Origin of the sequence: Paracoccus litorisediminis (assembly GCF_009711205.1) — a bacterium.
In the GTDB taxonomy this organism is placed as follows: Bacteria; Pseudomonadota; Alphaproteobacteria; order Rhodobacterales; family Rhodobacteraceae; genus Paracoccus; species Paracoccus litorisediminis.
The window spans coordinates 514,930-535,119 of sequence record NZ_WMIG01000001.1 but is presented as its reverse complement, the minus strand read 5'-3'; the positions used below and the strand labels follow the sequence as shown (position 1 = coordinate 535,119).

17 protein-coding genes are annotated in these 20,190 nt (G+C 65.3%); 13 read left to right on the top strand and 4 right to left on the bottom strand.

Going from position 1 to position 20,190, the window contains the following annotated elements; translation table 11 throughout:
- Positions 1-41: 41 nt before the first annotated feature.
- From GL300_RS02705 to GL300_RS02660, 10 genes are all read left to right on the top strand, one after another.
- Positions 42-752 carry a FadR/GntR family transcriptional regulator gene (locus GL300_RS02705; RefSeq protein WP_155038021.1) on the top strand — a complete coding sequence of 237 codons (711 nt, stop codon included), beginning with the start codon at positions 42-44 and terminating at the stop codon, positions 750-752.
- Positions 753-794: 42 nt separating this feature from the next.
- Positions 795-1,769: a sialic acid TRAP transporter substrate-binding protein SiaP gene (locus GL300_RS02700; protein WP_155038020.1), complete on the top strand. Its 975-nt coding sequence runs from the start codon at positions 795-797 to the stop codon at positions 1,767-1,769.
- 69 nt (positions 1,770-1,838) lie between these two features.
- Positions 1,839-2,411: a TRAP transporter small permease gene (locus GL300_RS02695; protein WP_155038019.1), complete on the top strand. Its 573-nt coding sequence runs from the start codon at positions 1,839-1,841 to the stop codon at positions 2,409-2,411.
- Positions 2,412-2,414: 3 nt separating this feature from the next.
- Positions 2,415-3,821 (top strand): TRAP transporter large permease, encoded by a 1,407-nt coding sequence (locus GL300_RS02690; protein WP_155038018.1) that lies wholly within the window; start codon positions 2,415-2,417, stop codon positions 3,819-3,821.
- 10 nt (positions 3,822-3,831) lie between these two features.
- Positions 3,832-4,899 carry an L-idonate 5-dehydrogenase gene (locus GL300_RS02685; protein ID WP_155038017.1) on the top strand — a complete coding sequence of 356 codons (1,068 nt, stop codon included), beginning with the start codon at positions 3,832-3,834 and terminating at the stop codon, positions 4,897-4,899.
- Positions 4,896-6,095, top strand: coding sequence for a mannonate dehydratase (uxuA, locus tag GL300_RS02680; RefSeq protein WP_155038016.1), 1,200 nt, complete (start codon positions 4,896-4,898; stop codon positions 6,093-6,095). The genes GL300_RS02685 and uxuA overlap by 4 nt, the downstream gene beginning before the upstream one ends.
- Positions 6,092-7,513 (top strand): mannitol dehydrogenase family protein, encoded by a 1,422-nt coding sequence (locus tag GL300_RS02675; RefSeq protein ID WP_155038015.1) that lies wholly within the window; start codon positions 6,092-6,094, stop codon positions 7,511-7,513. Before uxuA ends, GL300_RS02675 begins: the two co-directional genes overlap by 4 nt.
- Positions 7,513-8,523 (top strand): zinc-binding alcohol dehydrogenase family protein, encoded by a 1,011-nt coding sequence (locus tag GL300_RS02670; RefSeq protein ID WP_155038014.1) that lies wholly within the window; start codon positions 7,513-7,515, stop codon positions 8,521-8,523. The genes GL300_RS02675 and GL300_RS02670 overlap by 1 nt, the downstream gene beginning before the upstream one ends.
- Positions 8,524-8,535: 12 nt before the next feature.
- Positions 8,536-10,065, top strand: a complete 1,530-nt coding sequence (locus tag GL300_RS02665; RefSeq protein ID WP_155038013.1) for a UxaA family hydrolase — start codon at positions 8,536-8,538, stop codon at positions 10,063-10,065.
- An 87-nt stretch (positions 10,066-10,152) separates the two neighbouring features.
- The gene (locus GL300_RS02660) at positions 10,153-10,569 is read left to right on the top strand and encodes an energy transducer TonB (RefSeq protein WP_155038012.1); all 417 of its coding nucleotides are present in this window, start codon (positions 10,153-10,155) and stop codon (positions 10,567-10,569) included.
- Between the two features lie 41 nt (positions 10,570-10,610).
- Here GL300_RS02660 and GL300_RS02655 read toward each other — a convergent pair whose 3' ends face one another.
- The gene (locus GL300_RS02655; RefSeq protein WP_155038011.1) at positions 10,611-11,978 is read right to left on the bottom strand and encodes a dicarboxylate/amino acid:cation symporter; all 1,368 of its coding nucleotides are present in this window, start codon (positions 11,976-11,978) and stop codon (positions 10,611-10,613) included.
- A gap of 207 nt (positions 11,979-12,185) precedes the next feature.
- Here GL300_RS02655 and GL300_RS02650 point away from each other — a divergent pair, with 207 nt between their 5' ends.
- The 3 genes from GL300_RS02650 (at position 12,186) to GL300_RS02640 (ending at position 17,598) form a co-directional block, all read left to right on the top strand.
- Complete coding sequence (locus tag GL300_RS02650) at positions 12,186-13,877, top strand: sensor histidine kinase (protein ID WP_246195062.1); 1,692 nt, start codon at positions 12,186-12,188, stop codon at positions 13,875-13,877.
- Positions 13,874-15,211 carry a sigma-54-dependent transcriptional regulator gene (locus GL300_RS02645; protein WP_155038010.1) on the top strand — a complete coding sequence of 446 codons (1,338 nt, stop codon included), beginning with the start codon at positions 13,874-13,876 and terminating at the stop codon, positions 15,209-15,211. The genes GL300_RS02650 and GL300_RS02645 overlap by 4 nt, the downstream gene beginning before the upstream one ends.
- Before the next feature lie 83 nt (positions 15,212-15,294).
- The gene (locus tag GL300_RS02640; RefSeq protein ID WP_155038009.1) at positions 15,295-17,598 is read left to right on the top strand and encodes a Tex family protein; all 2,304 of its coding nucleotides are present in this window, start codon (positions 15,295-15,297) and stop codon (positions 17,596-17,598) included.
- Here the strand turns inward: GL300_RS02640 and pdxY are convergent.
- The 3 genes from pdxY to nrdF all read right to left on the bottom strand — a co-directional run bounded on the left by pdxY (position 17,595) and on the right by nrdF (position 20,155).
- Positions 17,595-18,431, bottom strand: coding sequence for a pyridoxal kinase (gene pdxY / locus GL300_RS02635; RefSeq protein ID WP_155038008.1), 837 nt, complete (start codon positions 18,429-18,431; stop codon positions 17,595-17,597). The two genes, GL300_RS02640 and pdxY, sit on opposite strands and share 4 nt — an antisense overlap.
- Positions 18,428-19,108, bottom strand: coding sequence for an MOSC domain-containing protein (locus GL300_RS02630; RefSeq protein WP_155038007.1), 681 nt, complete (start codon positions 19,106-19,108; stop codon positions 18,428-18,430). Before GL300_RS02630 ends, pdxY begins: the two co-directional genes overlap by 4 nt.
- Before the next feature lie 75 nt (positions 19,109-19,183).
- Positions 19,184-20,155, bottom strand: coding sequence for a class 1b ribonucleoside-diphosphate reductase subunit beta (gene nrdF / locus GL300_RS02625; protein ID WP_155038006.1), 972 nt, complete (start codon positions 20,153-20,155; stop codon positions 19,184-19,186).
- Positions 20,156-20,190 lie beyond the last annotated feature (35 nt).

The following is a 20,190-nucleotide window of genomic DNA, read 5'->3' as shown; positions in this document are numbered from 1 at the left end:
GTTTGACCCCAGCTGCGTGGAGGCGGCTGACCGGAGGGAATATGCTCAACGATACCCGCCCCCGCCGGCAATACCGGCAGGTGGCCGATCAGATCATGGCGCTTGTCGCCACCCAGGCGCTTGCGCCGGGTGAGCGGCTGCCGTCCGAACGCGATCTGGCCGAGCTGCTCAGCGTCTCGCGCCCGTCGCTGCGCGAGGCCCTGATCGCCTTGGAGGTCGAGGGGCATGTGGAAATCCGCATGGGCTCGGGCATCTATGTCGGCACCAATCCCGCCCCGGAAGGCCCCAGCATCGGCATGGATGCCGAAGGCCCGCTGGAGATCCTGCAGGCGCGCGCGATCATCGAAAGCGCCATCGCCGAGGAGGCCGCGCGCCATGTTACCCATGACCTGATCGCCCGGCTGGACGACAATCTGCATTCCATGGGGCAGGCGCTGAACGACCGCTCGCGGATGGTCGCGCTGGACGGCCAGTTCCATATCGCCATTGCCGCGGGCGTGGGGAACTCGGTTCTGGCGAACTTTACCCAGCAGATCTACGAAAAGCGGCTCTCACCGTTTTTCATGCAATTCTCGACCCGGTTCGAGGGGCCGCGCACCTGGCGTCTGGCGCTGTCGGAACATGGGGCGATCCGCGACGCCATTGCCGACGGCGATGCCAGCGCCGCGCGCGAGGCGATGCGCCACCATCTGAGCGAGTCGCAGCGAAGATTTACCGAAAGCTTTCTGGTGGAACGACACCAGCAAGCCTGACTGCCAACAAAGACTGAACTCAACGCTACTGGGAGGATACGCATGAAGTTCACGATCAAGGGCCTGTTCGGGGCCGCCGCCATGCTGATGGCCAGCACTATCGCCGCGCAGGCGCAGACCGCGCTGAAATGGGCCCATGTCTATGAGACATCCGAGCCGTTCCACACCGAATCCGTCTGGGCCGCCGAGGAAATCGGCAAGCGCACCGAAGGCCGCTACAAGATCGACGTCTTTCCCGCCTCGCAGCTTGGCAAGGAAGCCGACCTCAATCAGGGCCTGAAGCTGGGCACGGTCGACATCATCATCTCGGGCTCCAGTTTCGCCTCGCGCGAATACAAGCCGATCGGTGTGACCTATTACCCCTATATCTTCCGCGATCCGTCGCACCTGATCGCCTATACCAAAAGCGACGTCTTCAAGAAGCTGGCAGCGGGCTATGAGGAGGCCTCGGGCAACCACATCACCGCCGTGACCTATTACGGCACGCGCCAGACCACGGCGAACAAGGACATCAAATCCTGCGCCGACATGAACGGGCTGAAGATCCGCGTGCCGGACGTGCCCGCCTATCTGGCGATGCCGCGCGCCTGCGGGGCCAACACCACCCCCATCGCCTTTGCCGAGGTCTATCTGGCGCTGCAGAACGGCACTGTCGAGGCGCAGGAAAACCCGCTGACCACCATCGAGGCCAAGAAGTTCTTCGAGGTTCAGAAGAACATCGCCCTGACCGGTCATATCGTCGACCACCTGAACACGGTCGTGTCCAAACAGCTGTGGGCCAACCTGTCGGATGCCGACAAGCAGATCTTCTCGGACGTGATGATGGAGGCCGCCGTGCGCGCCACCAAGATCGTCGAGGAGCGTGAAGCGGCGCTGGTCGACAAGTTCAAGGCTGACGGCATCAACGTCGTCGAGGTCGATAAATCCGACTTCGAAAAGACCGTGCTGGAAAACGTCGCGCTGGAAGATTTCGGCTACAACAAGGAAGACTGGGAAGCCATCCGGGCTGTCCAGTAACCATCTCCGCCCCGGTGAACGGCCCGCCCGCGCCGGGGCATCCCCCTTTCCATTTCCGGAGCCTATGACATGGCAGACCAGGATCACACGCCTATCAGCGTGGAAGAGATGGCGCATGCCTTCGAGGATGACGCCGGCCCCGTCGACCTGACCCCCTATTCCATCGAGGACTGGGTCACGCTTGCGCTGTTCTGGGGCATGGCGCTGTGCGTCTTCCTGCAATTCTTCACTCGCTACGCGCTGAACAACAGCCTGGCCTGGACCGAGGAAATCGCCGCGAACTGTCTGGTGGTGATCGTGTTCCTTGGCTCGGTCATGTGTGTGCGGATGGGTCGTCACATCATCGTCGACCTGCTTTACAACATCCTGCCCCGCCCGGTCGTGCGCGCGCTGGAAGTGGTCGTGGATCTGATCTCGATCGGCTTCTTCGCCTACATGTCGTGGCTGATGTGGCGCTATATCGCCGTCGTGGGCAATGAGCGCATGGTCACCGTCGACCTGCCGCGCGGCATCGTCTTCTACACCGTGTTCGCGTCCTTCGTGATGATGACGCTGCGCGCGCTGCAGAACTTCGCCCGTGACCTGACCAACAAGAAAACCGTCCGTCAGCAGGCGGCTGAAACCGGCGTGACAGGGATCTGAACCATGCTTCTTCTGATCGGATCATTCCTTCTTCTGATGATCATCGGCGTACCGGTCGCGGTCGCCATGGCCGTGGCATCGCTGGCCTATATCGGGGTCTATAACGTCGCCCCCGACATCATCGCGGCGCAGCGCATGATTGCGGGCGTCGAGAGCTTTCCGCTGATCGCGGTGCCCTTCTTTATCCTTGCCGGCAACCTGATGAACATCGCGGGTGTGACCGGGCGCATCTATCACTTTGCCTTGTCGCTGGTCGGCTGGATGAAGGGCGGCCTTGCGCAGGTCAACATCATCGGCTCGGTGGTCTTCTCGGGCATGTCGGGCACGGCTCTGGCCGACGCCGCCGGCATTGGCACGATCGAGATCAAGGCGATGAAGGACCACGGCTACCCGGTCGAGGCCGCGGTGGGCGTCACTGCCGCCTCCGCCACGCTGGGGCCGATCTTTCCGCCCTCGCTGCCTTTCGTCATCTACGGGATGATGGCCAATGCCTCGATCGGGGCGCTGTTCATGGCCGGTATCCTGCCGGGCATCGTGATGACCGTGCTGATGATGCTGACGGTCTATATCTTTGCCCGCCGCAAGGGCTGGGGTTCCGACACCCCGTTTCAGCTGAAGCAGCTTCTGGGCGCCTCGCTTGAGGTGGTGATCGTCCTCAGCTTCCCGCTGGCGATCTATCTGCTGGTGATGGCGGGGCTGTCGGTCAACGTGGCCGTGCTGATCGGGCTTTCGGCGCTGATCGCGCTGGACTGGTATTTCGACTGGCATGCGGTCATGGCGCTGATGGCCCCTGTGCTGCTGATCGGCGGCATGACCATGGGTTGGTTCACGCCGACCGAGGCCGCCGTTGCCGCCGTGATCTGGTCGCTGTTCCTTGGGCTGGTGCGCTACCGGACCATGACCTTCCGCAGCCTTGCGAAAGCCAGCTTCGACACCATCGAGACCACGGCCTCGGTCCTGTTCATCGTCACGGCCGCCTCGATCTTTGCGTGGCTTTTGACGGTCAGCCAGGCGGCGGCGATGTTTGCGGACTTCATGTTCTCGCTGACCGACAACTGGTGGACCTTCCTGATCATCGTCAACATCCTGCTGCTGGTGGTGGGGGCGTTCCTGGACACGATCGCCGCGATCTCGATCCTGGTGCCGATCCTGATGCCGGTCGCCGCGCGCTATGGCATCGACCCGGTGCATCTGGGCCTGATCGTGACGCTGAACCTGATGATCGGTCTGCTGACGCCGCCGGTAGGGATGGTGCTGTTCGTGCTGTCGCGGATTTCCAAGATGTCGGTGGAACGAACCGCGCTGGCCATCCTGCCCTGGATGATCCCGCTGTTCGTGGCGCTGCTGCTGATCACCTTCATCCCGCAACTGACGCTGTGGCTGCCGACGCAGCTTGGCCTGATCCGCTAAGGGGATAGTCATGCGCACACGTGTCGCGCGTCTTTACGGCGCCCATGATCTGCGGGTCGAGGAACAGGAGGTTTCTCGTCCCGGTCCCGGAGAGGTTCTGCTGCGCATGGCGGCGGGCGGGATCTGCGGTTCGGACCTGCATTACTACCACGACGGCGGCTTCGGCCCCGTCCGGGTGCGAGAGCCGATCATCTCGGGGCACGAAGCCTCGGGCCGGGTATTTGAGGCGGGCGAGGGGGTGGACCTCGCCCCCGGTACGCTGGTCGCAGTCAGCCCGTCCCAGCCCTGCGGCACTTGCGAATATTGCCAGCGCGGGCTTCCGGTGCACTGTCTGGACATGCATTTCATCGGCAGCGCCATGCGGCTGCCGCATGAACAGGGGATGTTCCGCGACCTGTTCACCGTTCCCGCCCGTCAGGCCCATGCCTTTCCCCCCGGCGTGACCGAGGGCGAGGCCGCCTGCGCCGAGCCGCTGGCCGTCTGCCTGCATGCGGTCGCGCAGGCGCAGGAACTGCTGGGCGATCTGGCGGGGCTGCGCGTCATGGTCACGGGTGCCGGGCCGATCGGGCTGCTGGTTCTGGCGGCCCTGCGTCATGCGGGCGCGGATGGGGTCATCGTCACCGACCTGACCGATGCCGCATTGGAGCGTGCCCGTGCCATGGGCGCGGCCACCACAATCAATGTCGCAACCGACGCCACTGCCCTTGAGCCCTTGCAAAAGGACAAGGGGCAGATCGACCTGATCTTTGACTGCTCGGCTGCCGGACCCGCCCTGCGCACCGCATTCGCGGCCATCCGCCCGCGCGGGGTGATCGTTCAGGTCGGCGTCACCGGCGACATCACCATCCCGCTGAACGCGCTGGTCGGCAAGGAAGTGACTTGGCGCGGATCACAGCGGTTTCATGACGAATTTGCACTGGCGGTGTCGCTGATCGGCTCGCGTGCCATCGACCTTCGGCCTATCATCAGCCACAGCTTGCCGCTGGAACGCGCGCGTGAGGCATTTGACCTCGCCTCGGACCGCAGCATCGCCTGCAAGGTGCAGCTGACCTTCGCCCATGAGGAGCAACCCCAATGAAATACACATGGCGCTGGTTCGGTCCCGTCGACAAGGTGACGGTGCGCGATGCCCTGCAGGCCGGCGCGCATGGCATTGTCAGCGCGCTGCACCATGTTCCCACCGGTGAGGTCTGGACCGTCGATGGCATCCGCCAGCGTCAGGACGAAATCCGCGCGGGCGGGCTGACCTGGGACGTGGTCGAAAGCGTCCCTGTGTCGGAAGACATCAAGACCCAGACCGGCGACTGGCGCACCCATGTCGCGAATTGGCAGGAAACGCTGCGCCGGTTGTCGCAATGCGGCATCCGCACGGTCTGCTACAATTTCATGCCGGTGCTGGACTGGACCCGCACCGACCTGCGTTGGGAGACGCATCAGCACGCCCGCGCCATGCGTTTCGATCTGCCCGATTTCGTGGCCTTTGACCTGCATATCCTGAAGCGACCGGGCGCCGCTGACGACTACCCCGAGGCCCTGCAGGCCGAGGCCGCCCGCCGCTTTGCCGCCATGTCCGACGCCCGCATCGCGGAACTGGGCCGCAATGTCGGGGCGGGGCTGCCGGGTTCCGCCGACGGCTATACGCTGGACCAGCTACTGGCGAAACTGCGGACCTATCAGGGCATCGACGCCACGCGGTTGCGCGCGAACCTTGTTGATTTTCTGTCTCAGGTGGTCCCGGTGGCCGAGGAAGTCGGCATCAATATCTGCGCCCATCCCGACGATCCGCCATGGCCGCTTCTGGGCCTGCCGCGTATCCTGTCCACTCGCGACGACTACGCCCATATGCTGGGTCAGGTGGATAGCCGCGCCAATGGCATGACGCTGTGCAGTGGTTCCTTGGGCGCGCGGCCCGACAATGACCTGCCGCAGATCACCCGCGAGTTTGCGGATCGCATCCATTTCGTCCACCTGCGCAATGTCACCCGCGAGGCCGAGACCATCCCCTGTTCGTTCGTTGAGGACGAGCATCTGGAAGGTGGCACCGACATGGTCGAGGTCATCGCGGCGCTGCTGGCCGAAGAAAAACGCCGCCGCGCCGAGGGGCGCGAGGATCACCAGATCCCGATCCGCCCCGATCACGGGCAGGAAATCCTTGACGACCTGACCCGAGGCGCGCAGCCCGGCTACCCCGCCATCGGTCGCCTGAAGGGTCTGGCCGAGTTGCGCGGCATCGAGCGCGCCTTGTCCCATCCGCGACTGGGGGCCTGCGCATGACACGTCTTTCCTCGCAAACGCTGCTGAAAGATGGTGTCAGCCTGCCCGAATTCGACCGCGCCACCTTGCTGCCGGGCATCGTCCATCTGGGCTTCGGCGCGTTTCACCGCGCGCATCAGGCGGTCTTTACCCAGCGCGCGTTGAACCTTGACCCCGACGCATGGGGCATCGTTGCGGTCAATCTGCGCTCATCCGGGCCGATCCGCGACCTTGAGGTGCAGGACGGGCTTTATACCGTCATCACCCGCGGCCCCGATGGCGACAGCGCCGAGGTGATCGGCGTGACCGAGGACTGGCTTTGCGCCGCCGAGGATCTGCCCGAACTGCTCGACCACCTTGCCGATCCCGCGATCCGCATCGTCACCCTGACCGTGACGGAAAAGGCTTACGGCATCGACCCGGCGACGGTTGGCCTTGACCCTGCGCATCCCTCGATCGCAGCCGATCTGGCTTTGCCAGATCGGCCGAGCAGCGCGGTCGGGCTGCTGGTCGCGGGCCTCTCGCGCCGCCGGGCCGAGGGGATCGCGCCTTTCACCGTGCTGACCTGCGACAACCTGCCCTCGAACGGGCGGGTGCTGCGGCGGCTGGTGGTGGAATTTGCCGCCGTCACCGATCCGGAACTGTCCGACTGGATCGCGACCGAGGTCTCATTTCCCTGCTCGATGGTCGACCGCATCGTTCCCGCCGCCACCGACGCCACCCGCACCCTTGCGGCGACCCTGACCGGGGCCGAAGACGCGCTTGCCATCGAGACCGAGCCCTTCATCCAATGGGTGATCGAGGACGACTTCCCGCAAGGCCGCCCGGCCTGGGACAAGGCGGGCGCGGTCATGGTCGCCAATGTCGAGCCCTATGAGAACATGAAGCTGCGTATGCTGAACGGCGCGCATACGCTGATCGCGCATCTGGGCATCCTGAACGGGTTAGAGCATGTCCGCGACGTGATGGCCGTGCCGGAACTCGCGGCGCAGGCCCGCGTGCATATGCTGGCGGCGCAGGCGACGCTGGCCCCGGTGCCGGGGATCGATCTGGACCGCTACAGTGACGATCTGCTGGCGCGCTTTGCCAATCCGGCCATTGCGCATCGCAATATCCAGATCGCCATGGATTCGACCCAGAAACTGCCGCAGCGCATCCTGATGCCCGCTGTCGACGCGCTGGAAGCCGGGCAGGACATCACGCCCTTTGCACGCGTGGTCGGCGCATGGATCGCCGCGACGGCCAAGCGCCGCGATGCCGATGATCCGCGCCGCGCAGAACTGCTGGCGGCTGTTCAAGCGATGACCGATGATGATCCGGCGGGGCCGTTTCTTGGCTTGCCGGGGCTGTTCCCGCCCGCGCTATCCGACAGCGCCACATGGCGCGCTGCGGTGAATGCTGCCGTCACCGAATTCGCCTCTGCGGAAAGGAACGCCTGATGAAAGCCCTGATCTGCCCCGAACCGGGGCAACTGGCCCTGATCGAGCGTCCTGATCCCCAGCGCGGCGAAGGTGAAGTTCTGGTCCGCATCCGCCATGTCGGCATCTGCGGCACGGATTTCCACATCTTTGGCGGCAAGCACCCTTTCCTTGAGTATCCGCGCGTCATGGGCCACGAGCTTTCCGGCACGGTCGAGGAGGCGCCCGAGGGCAGCGCGCTGAAAGCGGGCGATGCCGTCTATATCGTGCCCTACCTGTCCTGCGGGACCTGTCAGGCCTGCCGCATCGGGATCAGCAATGCCTGCTGCAATATCAAGGTGCTGGGCGTCCATACCGATGGCGGCATGGCGGAACTGATCTCGGTCCCCGCGCAAAACGTGATCCCGGCGGGTGGCATTGCGCTGGAAGACGCCGCGATGATCGAATTCCTCGCCATCGGCGCGCATGGGGTCAAGCGCGGCGGCATCACCGCCCGCGACCGCGTGTTGGTGACCGGCGCAGGCCCCATCGGCATGTCCGCGATCATCTTTGCCAAGGCACGCGGCGCGCATGTCACCGTCATGGATACGCGTGAGGATCGTCTGGGTTTCGCGCAATCCGATCTAGGCGCGGATGCCGTCCTGTTCGCTGATGCTGACGCCGAAACCAACGCCGCCCGTCTGACCGGCAATGACTGGTTCGATGTGGTGATCGACGCGACCGGGGCCGCCCCGCCCATTGAGCGCGGCTTCGGCTTCCTTGCCCATGGCGCGCGCTATGTGCTGCTGTCGGTGGTGCGCCAGGACATCCGCTTCTCGGACCCCGAGTTCCACAAGCGCGAGGCCACGCTGATCGCCAGCCGCAATGCCCAGCCCGACGACTTCGCCGAGGTGGTGGCCCAGATGCAGGCGGGGCGGGTGCCGACCCGCGCGCTGAACACCCATCGCGGCTCCCTGTCGGACGGGGTGCAATTGTTTCAGGACTGGTCGCGCCCCGAGGCGGGCGTGATCAAGGCCATTCTCGATCTTTGAAGGAGCGAAGCCATGCCAGCGCCACGCACTATTCGCCTGCGCCCCGAGGATGACGTGGTCATCGCCACGCAACCGATCCCGGCAGGCACCGAGCTGACCGAGGAGAAGGTGACGACCCGGCAGGACATTCCCCCCGGTCACAAGATCGCCACCCGCGATATCGGCGAAGGCGAAGCAGTGCGGCGCTATAACCAGATCATCGGGCTGGCATCCGCGCCGATTCCGGCGGGCAGCCACATCCATGTCCACAATCTGGCCATGACCGATGTGCAGATGGACCATGCCATCGGCGTCGATGCACGACCCACGGTCCCGGCGACGGAAGCCCTGACCTTCATGGGCATCCGCCGCCCCGACGGGCGCATCGCCACGCGCAATTACATCGGTATCATTTCATCGGTGAACTGCTCGGCCCGTGTGGTGCGCTCGATCGCCGACCATTTCCGCCGCGACATCCGCCCCGAGGCTTTGGCCGATTTCCCGAATGTCGATGGCGTCGTGGCGCTGACCCATGGCATCGGCTGCGCGGTGGACAGCAAAAGTGAATCCATGCGCATCGTGCGCCGCACCATGTCGGGCTTTGCCACCCATCCGAACTTCGCCGCCGTGCTGTTCATCGGCCTTGGCTGCGAGACGAACCAGATCACCGAGATCATGGCGCAGGGCGGGCTTCAGGAAGGGGCCAAGCTGAAGACCTTCACCATTCAGGATCAGGGCGGAACCACCAAGACCATCGAACATGGCGTGGCGCAGATCAGGGCGATGCTGGCACAGGCCAATGCCGTCACGCGCGAACCGGTGCCGGTCTCGGAACTGGTGGTGGGGCTGCAATGCGGCGGCTCGGACGGCTATTCGGGTATCACCGCCAATCCGGCCTTGGGTCATGCGGTGGACATCCTCGTCAGCCATGGCGGCACCGCGATCCTGTCGGAAACGCCCGAGATCTATGGCGCGGAACACCTGCTGACCCGCCGCGCCGAAACCCGCGAAGTGGGTGAAAAGCTGGTCGCCCGCATCGACTGGTGGAAGGAACACACCGCGAAAAACGGGGCCGAGATGAACAACAATCCCTCGGCCGGGAACAAGGTCGGCGGGCTGACCACCATCCTTGAGAAATCCTTGGGCGCGGTCGCCAAGGCGGGCACGACCAATCTGCGCGGCGTCTATGAATATGCGGAACCCGTGACCGAACACGGCATGGTCTTCATGGACAGCCCCGGTTACGACCCGGTTTCGGCGACGGGGCAGGTGGCATCCGGGGCGAACCTGATCTGCTTCACCACCGGTCGCGGTTCTGCCTTTGGTTGCGTGCCCGCGCCTTCGCTGAAGTTTTCCACCAATACGGCGACGTGGAAGCGGCAAGAGGACGACATGGACCTGAATTGCGGCACCATCATCGAGGGCGAAGCCACCATCGAGGAACTGGGCGAGGTCATTTTCCAGATGATGATCGACTGCGCCTCGGGGGTCCGGTCGAAAAGCGAAGTGCTGGGCTATGGTCAGGACGAATTCGTGCCCTGGCAGATCGGCGTCGTCACCTGACCCGCATAAGTTGCGGTATTTCAGGCGCTTGCATGGAATCAGCGGAACCCAGATGCTGCGGTTGTCGCCGCCCATGAGGGACCCGAGATGCTGCGTACCGTCCTGTCGTCACTTTGCGTCGTCTTGGCGCTGTCGATCCCGTCTCTGGCCCAACAGGCCGGAGGATCGGGCCTGCCGCCACCGGCGACGCTGGCGGAATGGAAGAAGGCCGCGTCGTTTCGGCTGAAGGCCAATATACACCCTCGGATGCGGGCAATCGGGAGGCTGGAACCGGAGAGCGATGGCCAGTCAGCCACGATCGCCTTTCAGATCAATCCGGACGGTCGCATCACAAACGTCAAGATCGTCAATGCCAGTGAGGGCCTGTCCCCGAGGATGCAGAAATACATCGTGAAGACGTTCGAAACGATGCCGCGGATGCCGCCTTTTTCGCCCGACATGGGGGCGATGCCCGATTTGGTGACGGTGGCTGTGAATATCAACTGTGACAGCAAAAAGCCGTGACCCTTGGGGCCACGGCTTTCCTTTTGGACGATGCGCCGGGTTCAGTCGGCGCTGGCCTCGCCCAGGCGCAGGCCAGCCGGAGCGGGTCCGACCTGCGTGATCGGGCGGACATCGTCCTGCAACTCGCCCGACAGGGCGCGGTTCAGCTTCTCGCGGTCCAGCGCGCCTTCCCAGCGGCTGACGACGATGGTGGCCACCGCATTGCCGATGAAGTTGGTGATCGAGCGGCATTCCGACATGAAGCGGTCCACGCCAAGGATCAGCGCCATGCCCGCGACCGGGATCGTCGGCACCACCGACAGCGTTGCCGCCAGCGTGATGAAGCCCGCGCCGGTAACGCCCGCCGCACCCTTGGATGACAGCATCGCGACCAGCAGCAGCAGCACCTGCTGTTGCAGGGTCAGGTCGGTATTCGTGGCCTGCGCGATGAACAGCGCCGCCAGCGTCATGTAGATGTTGGTGCCGTCAAGGTTGAAGGAATAGCCGGTCGGCACGACCAGACCGACGACGGGGCGGGCGCAGCCGGCCTTCTCCATTTTCTCCATCAGCGCGGGCAGGGCCGATTCCGACGAGGACGTGCCCAGCACCAGCAGCAGTTCGGCCTTGAGATACGAGATCAGGCGGAAGATCGAGAAGCCGTTGGCCATGCAGACCGCGCCAAGGATCACGATGATGAACAGCGCCGAGGTCAGGTAGAAGGTGCCGACCAGCGTCGCCAGATTCACCACCGAGGCGATGCCGTATTTGCCGATGGTGAAGGCGAAGGCCCCGAAGGCTCCGATGGGCGCGGCCTTCATCAGGATGTCGACCACGCGGAAGACGACATGGCTGAGGGTCTCGAACAGCGCGACCACGGGCTTCGCCTTGTCGCCGACAAGGATCAGACCGATGCCGAACAGGATGGCGACGAACAGCACCTGCAGGATGTTGCCCTCGACAAAGGCGGAAACCAGCGTCGTCGGGATGATGTCCATGACAAAGCCGGTCAGCGAGGTCTCATGCGCCTTTTCGGCGTAGCCGCTGACCTTGCTGGCATCCAGCGTGGCCGGGTCGATATTCATGCCCGCACCGGGCTGGATGACATTCGCGGTGACCAGTCCGACGATCAGCGCCAGCGTCGAGAAGGTCAGGAAATAGGCGAATGCCTTGCCCACGACCGAGCCCACGCCCTTCAGCGTGCCCATCCCGGCCAGACCGGTGACGATGGTCAGAAAGATCACCGGCGCGATGATCATCTTGACCAGCTTGATGAAGGCGTCGCCCAAAGGCTTCAGCGCCTCGCCGGTCTGGGGAAAGAAATGCCCGATTAGCGCGCCAAGGATGATGGCGCACAGCACCTGAAAATAAAGATGGCGATAGATCGGACGGGGTTCGTGCGCGGTCGGCTGCGCAGACATGTCGAGTTGCATTGGGGGCCTCCTCCAGCCAACCGATGACGGTATTGTGTCACTGCATGTTACAGGCTGCGGCAGGGCGGCCCAATTTCAGGGCGCATGACAGCAATGCGCTGAAATCATGGGAGTTTGGGCGATTTCCGTCCGATGGTGTGTGTGGTTTCCCACACGGTCGCGACGTGCTAGTGTGGAATTCGAAACAGTCCCGCGAAAGGACCGCAATTGCCGCAGCAGGCCGAGTCGCGCCGCTTTCCGTCCCGGGCCCTGTGGTGGCTCGGGTTGCTGGTGTTGGCTGCGCTGGTACTGGCGGGCACGTTCGATCTGACCCGGCGTGCGGCGCTGGCCGAATTGCGCCAGTCGCAGGAAACCGAGATGCGCGCCCGGGTGCAGGCGCTGGAAAGCGTGCTGCTGCGCCAGCGGGCGGTGGCGACGGTGCTGGCCGATGATGCGGTGATGCTGCAGGCGCTGCGCGATCCCTCGGCCCTGAACCGCGAGCGGGTGTCGCTGAAGCTGGACCGGCTGCGCAATCAGACCGACAGCGCCGTGATCTATCTTCTGGACAGTCAGGGCGTGGCGATCGCGGCCTCGAACTGGGACGAGGCCACCAGCTTCATCGGCGAGAATTACAGCTTTCGCGACTATTTCAGCGAGGCCCTGCTGAAGGGCGAGGCCACGCAATTCGCGATGGGAACGGTCAGCCATCGTCCGGGCCTGTATCTGTCCCATGACCTGCGCGAAACGCCGGTCCTTGCCGAGGGGCAGGGGGCGGCTTTGGGCGTGATCGTGGTCAAGGTCGAATTCGACCCGCTTGAGCGGAACTGGCGCAGCGCCCATGCCCGGACCGAGGTGCAGGACGCCTTGGGGCAGGTGATCCTGTCCAGCGATCCCGCGCTGCGCTTTCAGCCCGCGCCTGTGCCAGGCGCCGCCGAAATCGTGACCGAGGCTGCCGTGCCGGGGACCGACTGGGTGCTGCGGGTCACTGGCTCGACCCGACCGGCGCTGGTCGCGGGGCTGATGGCCACGGGCACGGCAGGCTTTGGCCTGACGCTGCTGGGGATCGGCGCGGGCTTTGCCCTGCGCGCCCGCCGCCGCGCCGCCCGCAAGGCCGAGGCCGAGCGCCGCTACCGCATCGATCTGCAACGCGCCGTCGATGACCGCACCCGCGCTTTGTCCGATGAAATGCGTGAACGCCGCGCGCTGGAAAAGCGGCTGGACCGGCTGCGCGCCGAGATGGTGCAGGCCAACAAGCTGGCCGCTTTGGGGCAGATCACGGCGGGCGTGGCGCATGAGGTCAACCAGCCCTTGGCCACCATCCGCCTGCTGGCCGAGAATGGCGAGGCGCTGCTGGCCGCCGGCGAGACGCTCGACGTGGCCGGGAACCTTGGCAGCATCCGCCGCATGGCCGACCGGATCGCGCGCATCACCGACCAACTGCGCGGCTTTGCCCGCAAGGCCAATGGGCAGGTCGGCCCGGTGGCGCTGCGCGATGCCTTTGAGGTAGCGCTGTTGCTGACCGCCGCCCCGCGTGAGGCGCAGGGGATTGCGCTGGACAGGCCCGACATCCCTCCGGACCTGCGCGTCCGGGCCGAGACGGTGGCGCTGGAACAGATCCTGGTGAACCTGCTGCAAAACGCGCAGGAGGCGCTGGCGGGCACGCCCGAGCCGCGCATCACCGTCAGCATCCAGCCCGGAGCGCCGCTGCGCATCACCGTCAGCGACAATGGGCCAGGGCTGACGCCCGAGATGTATGAGCAACTTTTCACGCCCTTCCTGACCAGCAAGCCCCGTGGCATGGGGCTGGGGCTGGTGATCTCGCAGGATCTGGCGCGGAGTTTCGGCGGCAACCTGCATGCCCTGCCGCCGCAACCGGGGCAGGGCGCCACCTTTGTCCTTGAGCTGCCGAGTGCCGAATGAGTGATCCGATCCGCCTAGTCCGTCTTGTCGATGACGATCCCGATTTGCTGGCCGCGCAGGTGCAGTCGCTGAAGCTGGCGGGCTTTGCGGTCGACCCCTTTGCCTCGGCAGTGGATGCGCTGGCCGGGCTGGGGCCGGATTATCCGGGCGTCATCCTCAGCGATGTGCGGATGCCGGGCATGGACGGTTTCGCCCTGTTCGAGCATCTGCAGGCGCTGGACCCGGAATTGCCGGTGATCCTGCTGACCGGCCATGCCGATGTGGCGATGGCGGTCGCGGCACTGAAGCGCGGGGCCTATGATTTTCTGTCCAAGCCTGTCGGTGCCGATACGCTGGTCGCGGCGCTGAACCGCGCCTGCCATTCCCGCGCGCTGGTGATCGAGAACCGCGCCCTGCGTCAGCAGCAGCACGAAGGCCTGGCGCGCGAGACCCGGTTGGTCGGGCAAAGCGCCGTCATGCAACACCTGCGCGAGACGGTTGAGCGTCTGGCGGGGACCGGGGGCGATCTGTTGATCAGCGGCCCGCAGGGATCGGGCAAGGAAACCGTCGCACGGGCGATCCATCGGCAGGGCCCGCGCCGCGCCCGCGCCTTTGTGCAACTGCCTTGCGCCGCGCTGGACGAGGCGCGCTTTGATGCCGAGGTTCTGGGGCTGGAACCGGGCGGGCGTCAGGCCCGCAGCCCCGGCAGGCTTGAACGCGCCCATCGCGGGACGCTTTATCTGGACGGTGTCGACAGCCTGTCGCCCGCTTTGCAGGCCCGGTTGCTGGCGCTGATCGAGGCGGGAGAGCTCTGGCCGCCCGGAGCATCGGCACCGCGCCCGCTGGACCTGCGTGTGATCGCCTCGACCGAAGGCGACGCCCAGCGGCTGATGCGCGAGGGGCGGCTGCGCTCGGACCTGTATTTCCGGCTGTCGGGGGTGGTGCTGACCCTGCCGCCGCTTTCTGCCCGGCGCGAGGACATCCCCGAGCTTTTCCGGCATTTCCTGCTGTCGGCCTGCGACCGGCTGGGCGTGGCCGTGCCACCGCTGACGCCGCTGGTCCGGGCGCGGCTTTCGGGCCATGACTGGCCGGGCAACCTGCGCGAGCTGCGCCAATTCGCCGAAAGCCATGCGCTGGGCCTGTCGCCCTTCGAGGCGGGCGCAGGCGAGGGGCCGGGTCGCGGCCTGTCCGATCTGATGGCCGAATACGAATCCGCCCTGATCCGCGAGGCGCTGCGCCGGGCCGAAGGCAATGCCACCCGCGCCATGGAAAGCCTGCGCCTGCCGCGCAAGACCTTCTATGACAAGCTGACCCGGCATGGCATCCGGCCTGCGGATTTCCGCGCCTCGGATTAGCGGGACGCTCGCGCGACGCGCGAAAGGCTTGGCCCTCGCAGGCGTCCGGGGTATGACGGCAGCCTGAACAGACGGAGCCTGCCATGGACACGACCGAACGTATCGCGCGCAAGATTGCCAGTGAAATCAACGCGTCGCCGGGGCAGGTCAGTGCCGCGACCGGGCTGTTGGACGGCGGCGCCACCGTGCCCTTCGTCGCCCGCTACCGCAAGGAAGTCACCGGCGGTCTGGACGACACGCAGTTGCGCACGCTGGCCGAACGTCTGGCCTATCTGCGCGAGCTGGAAGCCCGCCGCGCCGCGATCCTTGAGCAGATCAAGGGGCAGGGCAAGCTGACCGAGGATCTGGCCCGCAGCATCGCCGGGGCCGAAACCAAGGCCACGCTTGAGGATATCTATCTGCCCTACAAGCCCAAGCGCCGCACCAAGGCGATGATCGCGCGGGAAAACGGGCTGGAGCCCTTGCTGCGCGCGATTCAGGACAATCGCGGTGCCGATCCAGTGGCGCTGGCGCAATCCTACCTGTCCGAGAATGTCGCCGATCAGAAAGCCGCGCTGGATGGCGCGCGCGATATTCTGGTCGAGGAACTGTCGGAAAACGCCCCGATGCTGGGTCGCCTGCGCGAATTCATGCAGACCGAGGGTCGCATTGCCGCCAAGGTCGTCCCCGGCAAGGAAACCGAGGGCGCGAAATTCAGCGACTATTTCGACCATGCCGAGAAATGGTCCGTCATTCCCGGCCACCGCGCTTTGGCCATCCTGCGCGCCGCCAAGGAAGAGATCCTGACCATCGAGATCGCCCCCGAACCCGAGACCGGCGATGCCCGCGCCGAAGGGATCGTCGCCGCGACCCTGGGTCGTCTGGGCGACGGTCCGGGCGATCAATGGCTGCGCAAGGTCGCGGGCTGGGCATGGCGGGTGCGGCTGTCGAACACCATGTATATCGACCTGCTGACCGAGCTGCGGACCCGCGCCCATGCCGAGGCGATCCGGGTCTTTGCCCGCAACCTCAAGGACCTGCTGCTGGCCTCGCCCGCCGGGCCGCGCGCGACCATCGGGCTTGATCCGGGCATCCGCACCGGGGTCAAGCTGGCCGCCGTCGATGCGACCGGCAAGGTGATCGAGACCGCGACCCTGTACCCGTTCCAGCCCAAGAACGACCTGCGCGGGGCCGAGGCGGCGCTGGCCGCCGCGATTGTCCGCCACAAGATCGAACTGATCGCCATCGGCAACGGTACTGCCAGCCGCGAGACCGAGCGCATGGTGGCCGATGTCCTCAAACGCCTGCCCGCGGGGATGAAGGTGCCGGTCAAGGTCATCGTCAGCGAAGCCGGGGCCTCGGTCTATTCGGCCTCGGAACTGGCGGCGAAGGAATTCCCGGATCTGGACGTGTCGCTGCGCGGTGCGGTCTCGATTGCACGGCGCTTGCAGGATCCGCTGGCCGAACTGGTCAAGGTGCCGCCCGAGGCGATCGGCGTTGGCCAATATCAGCATGACGTCGATCAGCGCCAATTGATGAAGACGCTGGAGGCCGTGGTCGAGGATGCGGTGAACGCGGTTGGCGTCGATCTGAACACGGCCTCTGCGCCGCTTCTGGCCCATGTCGCAGGCCTTGGCCCGTCGCTGGCGCAAAACATCGTCGCGCATCGTGACAGCGAAGGGGCCTTCGCCTCGCGCGCGGCGCTGAAAAAGGTGGCTGGTCTTGGTCCGCGCGCGTTCGAGCAATGCGCGGGCTTCCTGCGCATCCGCGACGGCAAGGAGCCGCTGGATGCCTCATCCGTCCACCCCGAGGCTTACGGCGTCGCCCGCAAGATCGTCGCCGCCTGCGGGCGCGACATTCGCCAGATCATGGGCGACGGCGCGGCGCTGAAGGGCATCCGGGCCGAACAATTCGTCGATGACAGTTTCGGCCTGCCCACCATTCGCGACATCCTGTCCGAACTGGAAAAGCCCGGCCGCGACCCGCGCCCCAGCTTTGTCACCGCCAGCTTTGCCGAGGGGGTCGAGGACATCAAGGACCTGAAACCCGGCATGTCGCTGGAAGGCACGGTGACCAATGTCGCGGCCTTTGGCGCCTTCGTCGATATCGGCGTTCATCAGGACGGGCTGGTCCATATCAGCCAACTGGCCGACCGTTTCGTGAAAGACCCCAATGAGGTGGTGAAGGTCGGCGACGTGGTCCGCGTCCGCGTGACCGAGGTGGACGTGCCTCGCAAGCGCATCGGCCTGACCATGCGCAAGGATGGCGGAACCTCGGCCCGCGATGCCCAAGCCGAACGCAACCCCAAATCCGCCCCTGCGCGCGGTGCGACATCAGCGAAACCCGCACCCAAGGATGAACCCGGTGCCTTCGGCGCGGCGCTGCTGAACGCGCTGCGTAAGAACTAAAGCGTCAGCAGCGCGGCGCGGAAGTCGGGGTCGGACAGGACCACCTCTTTCGCGCCGAGGCTCGCGGCACGGGCCAATGCGCGCGAGGTCTGCGCTTGCGCGAACTCGACCGCTTGGGCCAGATCGCGGCCCCGCCCCAGCGCCGCCGTGATCAGCCCGGCGAACAGATCGCCGGTCCCGGCCATCGCCACGGGCAAGCGCGGGACCGGATGGCGCGACAGGCCGTCCGGCCCCAACACCACGCTTTCCAACATCCCCTCGGGGGTGTCCTGCAACTGGCAGCCCGTCGCGATCAACCGCGCGCCCGGCGCCATGCGCAGATCGGCAAAGGCGCGGGGCAGGTCATCCAGCACCGCGATCTGACGCCCGGTCAGGTAGCCGATTTCGAACGGATTGGGCGAGGCGATGTCGGCCAGCGGCAGCAGCCCATCCTTGAGCACCGCCGCGATCGCCTCGGGGACGTAAAGCCCCGGCGCATCATCCCCCATCACCGGGTCGCACAGATAGACCAACGCCGGATTTTCCGCCTTGGCGCGGGCAACGAATTCCGCGACCAGCCCCGCCACCTCGACCGAGCCGATATAGCCGGTGACGATATAGGCCGCGCGTTGCGGCAGGCCACGTTCCCACGCGCCACGCAGCAGATCGGCAAAGAAATCGGCAGGCATCGCGCGCCCGCGCAGGGTCGGGTAGTCGGGCGTGTTCGAGAAGACGACGGTGGGGATCTGCGCGACTTCCAGCCCCGCCGCTTGCATCGGAAAGACGGCGGCCGAGTTCCCGACATGGCCCAGCACCACCTGACTTTGGATCGAGATCACCAAGGGTGGGATCATGCGCTGCCCTCCAGCCGTTTGGTCCAATCCTCGACCCGGCCACTTTCCAGCCGACGCAGGGCATGGCGCCGCCAGCCTTCGGCCAGAACCTCCAGCGCGGCGATGCCCCGCAACTCCTCGGGATTCAGACGGTCGATGTAGAATGCATGCCAGATCCGGCGCAGCGTCCATTCCGGGGCGATCCGGTCGATCCGCAGAGTCCGGTCCCCCGGTGCAACCATCCCCGGTTCAAGTACCCGGTAATACCAGCCGGTGCGCCCGGTCCCCTGTACGCGCCGCGCCATGTCCGCGACGCCAAGCCGCTGGGTCAGCTTCCAGCAGGGCTGCCGTCCCTGACTGACCTGAACCAGCGCGCCGCCCAGCCGGAAAATATCGCCCACCGCGACATCCGCCTCGGTCAGGCCAAGGGTCGAGACATTCTCGCCAAAGGCCCCCGGCGCGTCCAGCAGGGGTAGCGGCCCCAGATCGGCGCGCCATGCCGCGTAATGGTCGAGGGGATAGTGATGCACGGCCTTTTCCACCCCGCCATGCACGCGCAGATCGGCCTGCTCATCGCCCTGAAACCCCTGATGGCCCAGCATCAGCGGGCGGTCGACCGGGCGCTTGTCGATGCCACTTAGCCGGTCCGATCCGGGCAAGGGCGCAACGCGGCCTGCAAGCAGGGTGATCTGGGTCATGGCGGCTCCTTTCGCTGCGGCAGCTTAACCCGGCCCGCGGAAAAGGAAACGCCCGCCGGGTGGCGGGCGTCAGGATCAGAAATCCCAGTCTTCGTCTTCGGTCGCGACGGCCTTGCCGATCACATAGGACGAGCCCGAGCCGCTGAAGAAGTCGTGGTTCTCGCTGTCGGGCGACAAAGCTGCCATGATCGCCGGGTTGACCTCGCAGGCCGCGGGCGGGAACAGCGCCTCATAGCCCAGATTCTGCAGCGCCTTGTTGGCGTTGTAATGCAGGAAGGCCTTCACGTCCTCGGTCAGTCCGATCCCGTCGTAAAGCTCGGCGGTGTATTTCTGCTCGATGTCGTACAGGTCGAAGATCAGCGAGAAGGCGAAATCCTTCAGCTCCTGCTGCTTTTCAGCCGACAGCTTCTCGGCGGCGCGCTGGAACTTGTAGCCGATGTAATAGCCGTGCACCGCCTCATCCCGGATGATCAGGCGGATCAGGTCGGCGGTGTTGGTGAGCTTCGCGCGCGAAGACCAATACATCGGCAGGTAGAAGCCCGAATAGAACAGGAAGCTTTCCAGGAACACGCTGGCGATCTTGCGCTTCAGCGGATCGGAATCCGCCTTGTATTCGTCAAGGATCAGCCGCGCCTTGGCTTGCAGATGCGGGTTTTCCTCGGACCAGCGGAAGGCCTCATCGACCTCCTTGGTCAGGCACAAAGTCGAAAAAATCGACGAATAGCTGCGCGCATGGACGGCTTCCATGAACGATATATTGGACAGCACCGCTTCTTCATGCGGCGTCTGCGCATCGGGCATCAGCGAGGGCGCGCCGATGGTGTTCTGGATCGTGTCCAGCAGCGTCAGCCCGGTGAAAACCCGGATGGTCAACTCGCGCTCTTCGGGGCGAAGCGTGGCCCAGCTTTGCACGTCATTCGACAGCGGCACCTTCTCGGGCAGCCAGAAGTTGACGGTCAGGCGGTTCCAGACCTCAAGGTCCTTCTCGTCATCCAGCCGGTTCCAGTTGATGGCGCGCAAGGGCGTCCGCGTCACATGATCCTTCATCCGAAGAACCTTTCTTTCTTGTTCAAATATCCTCG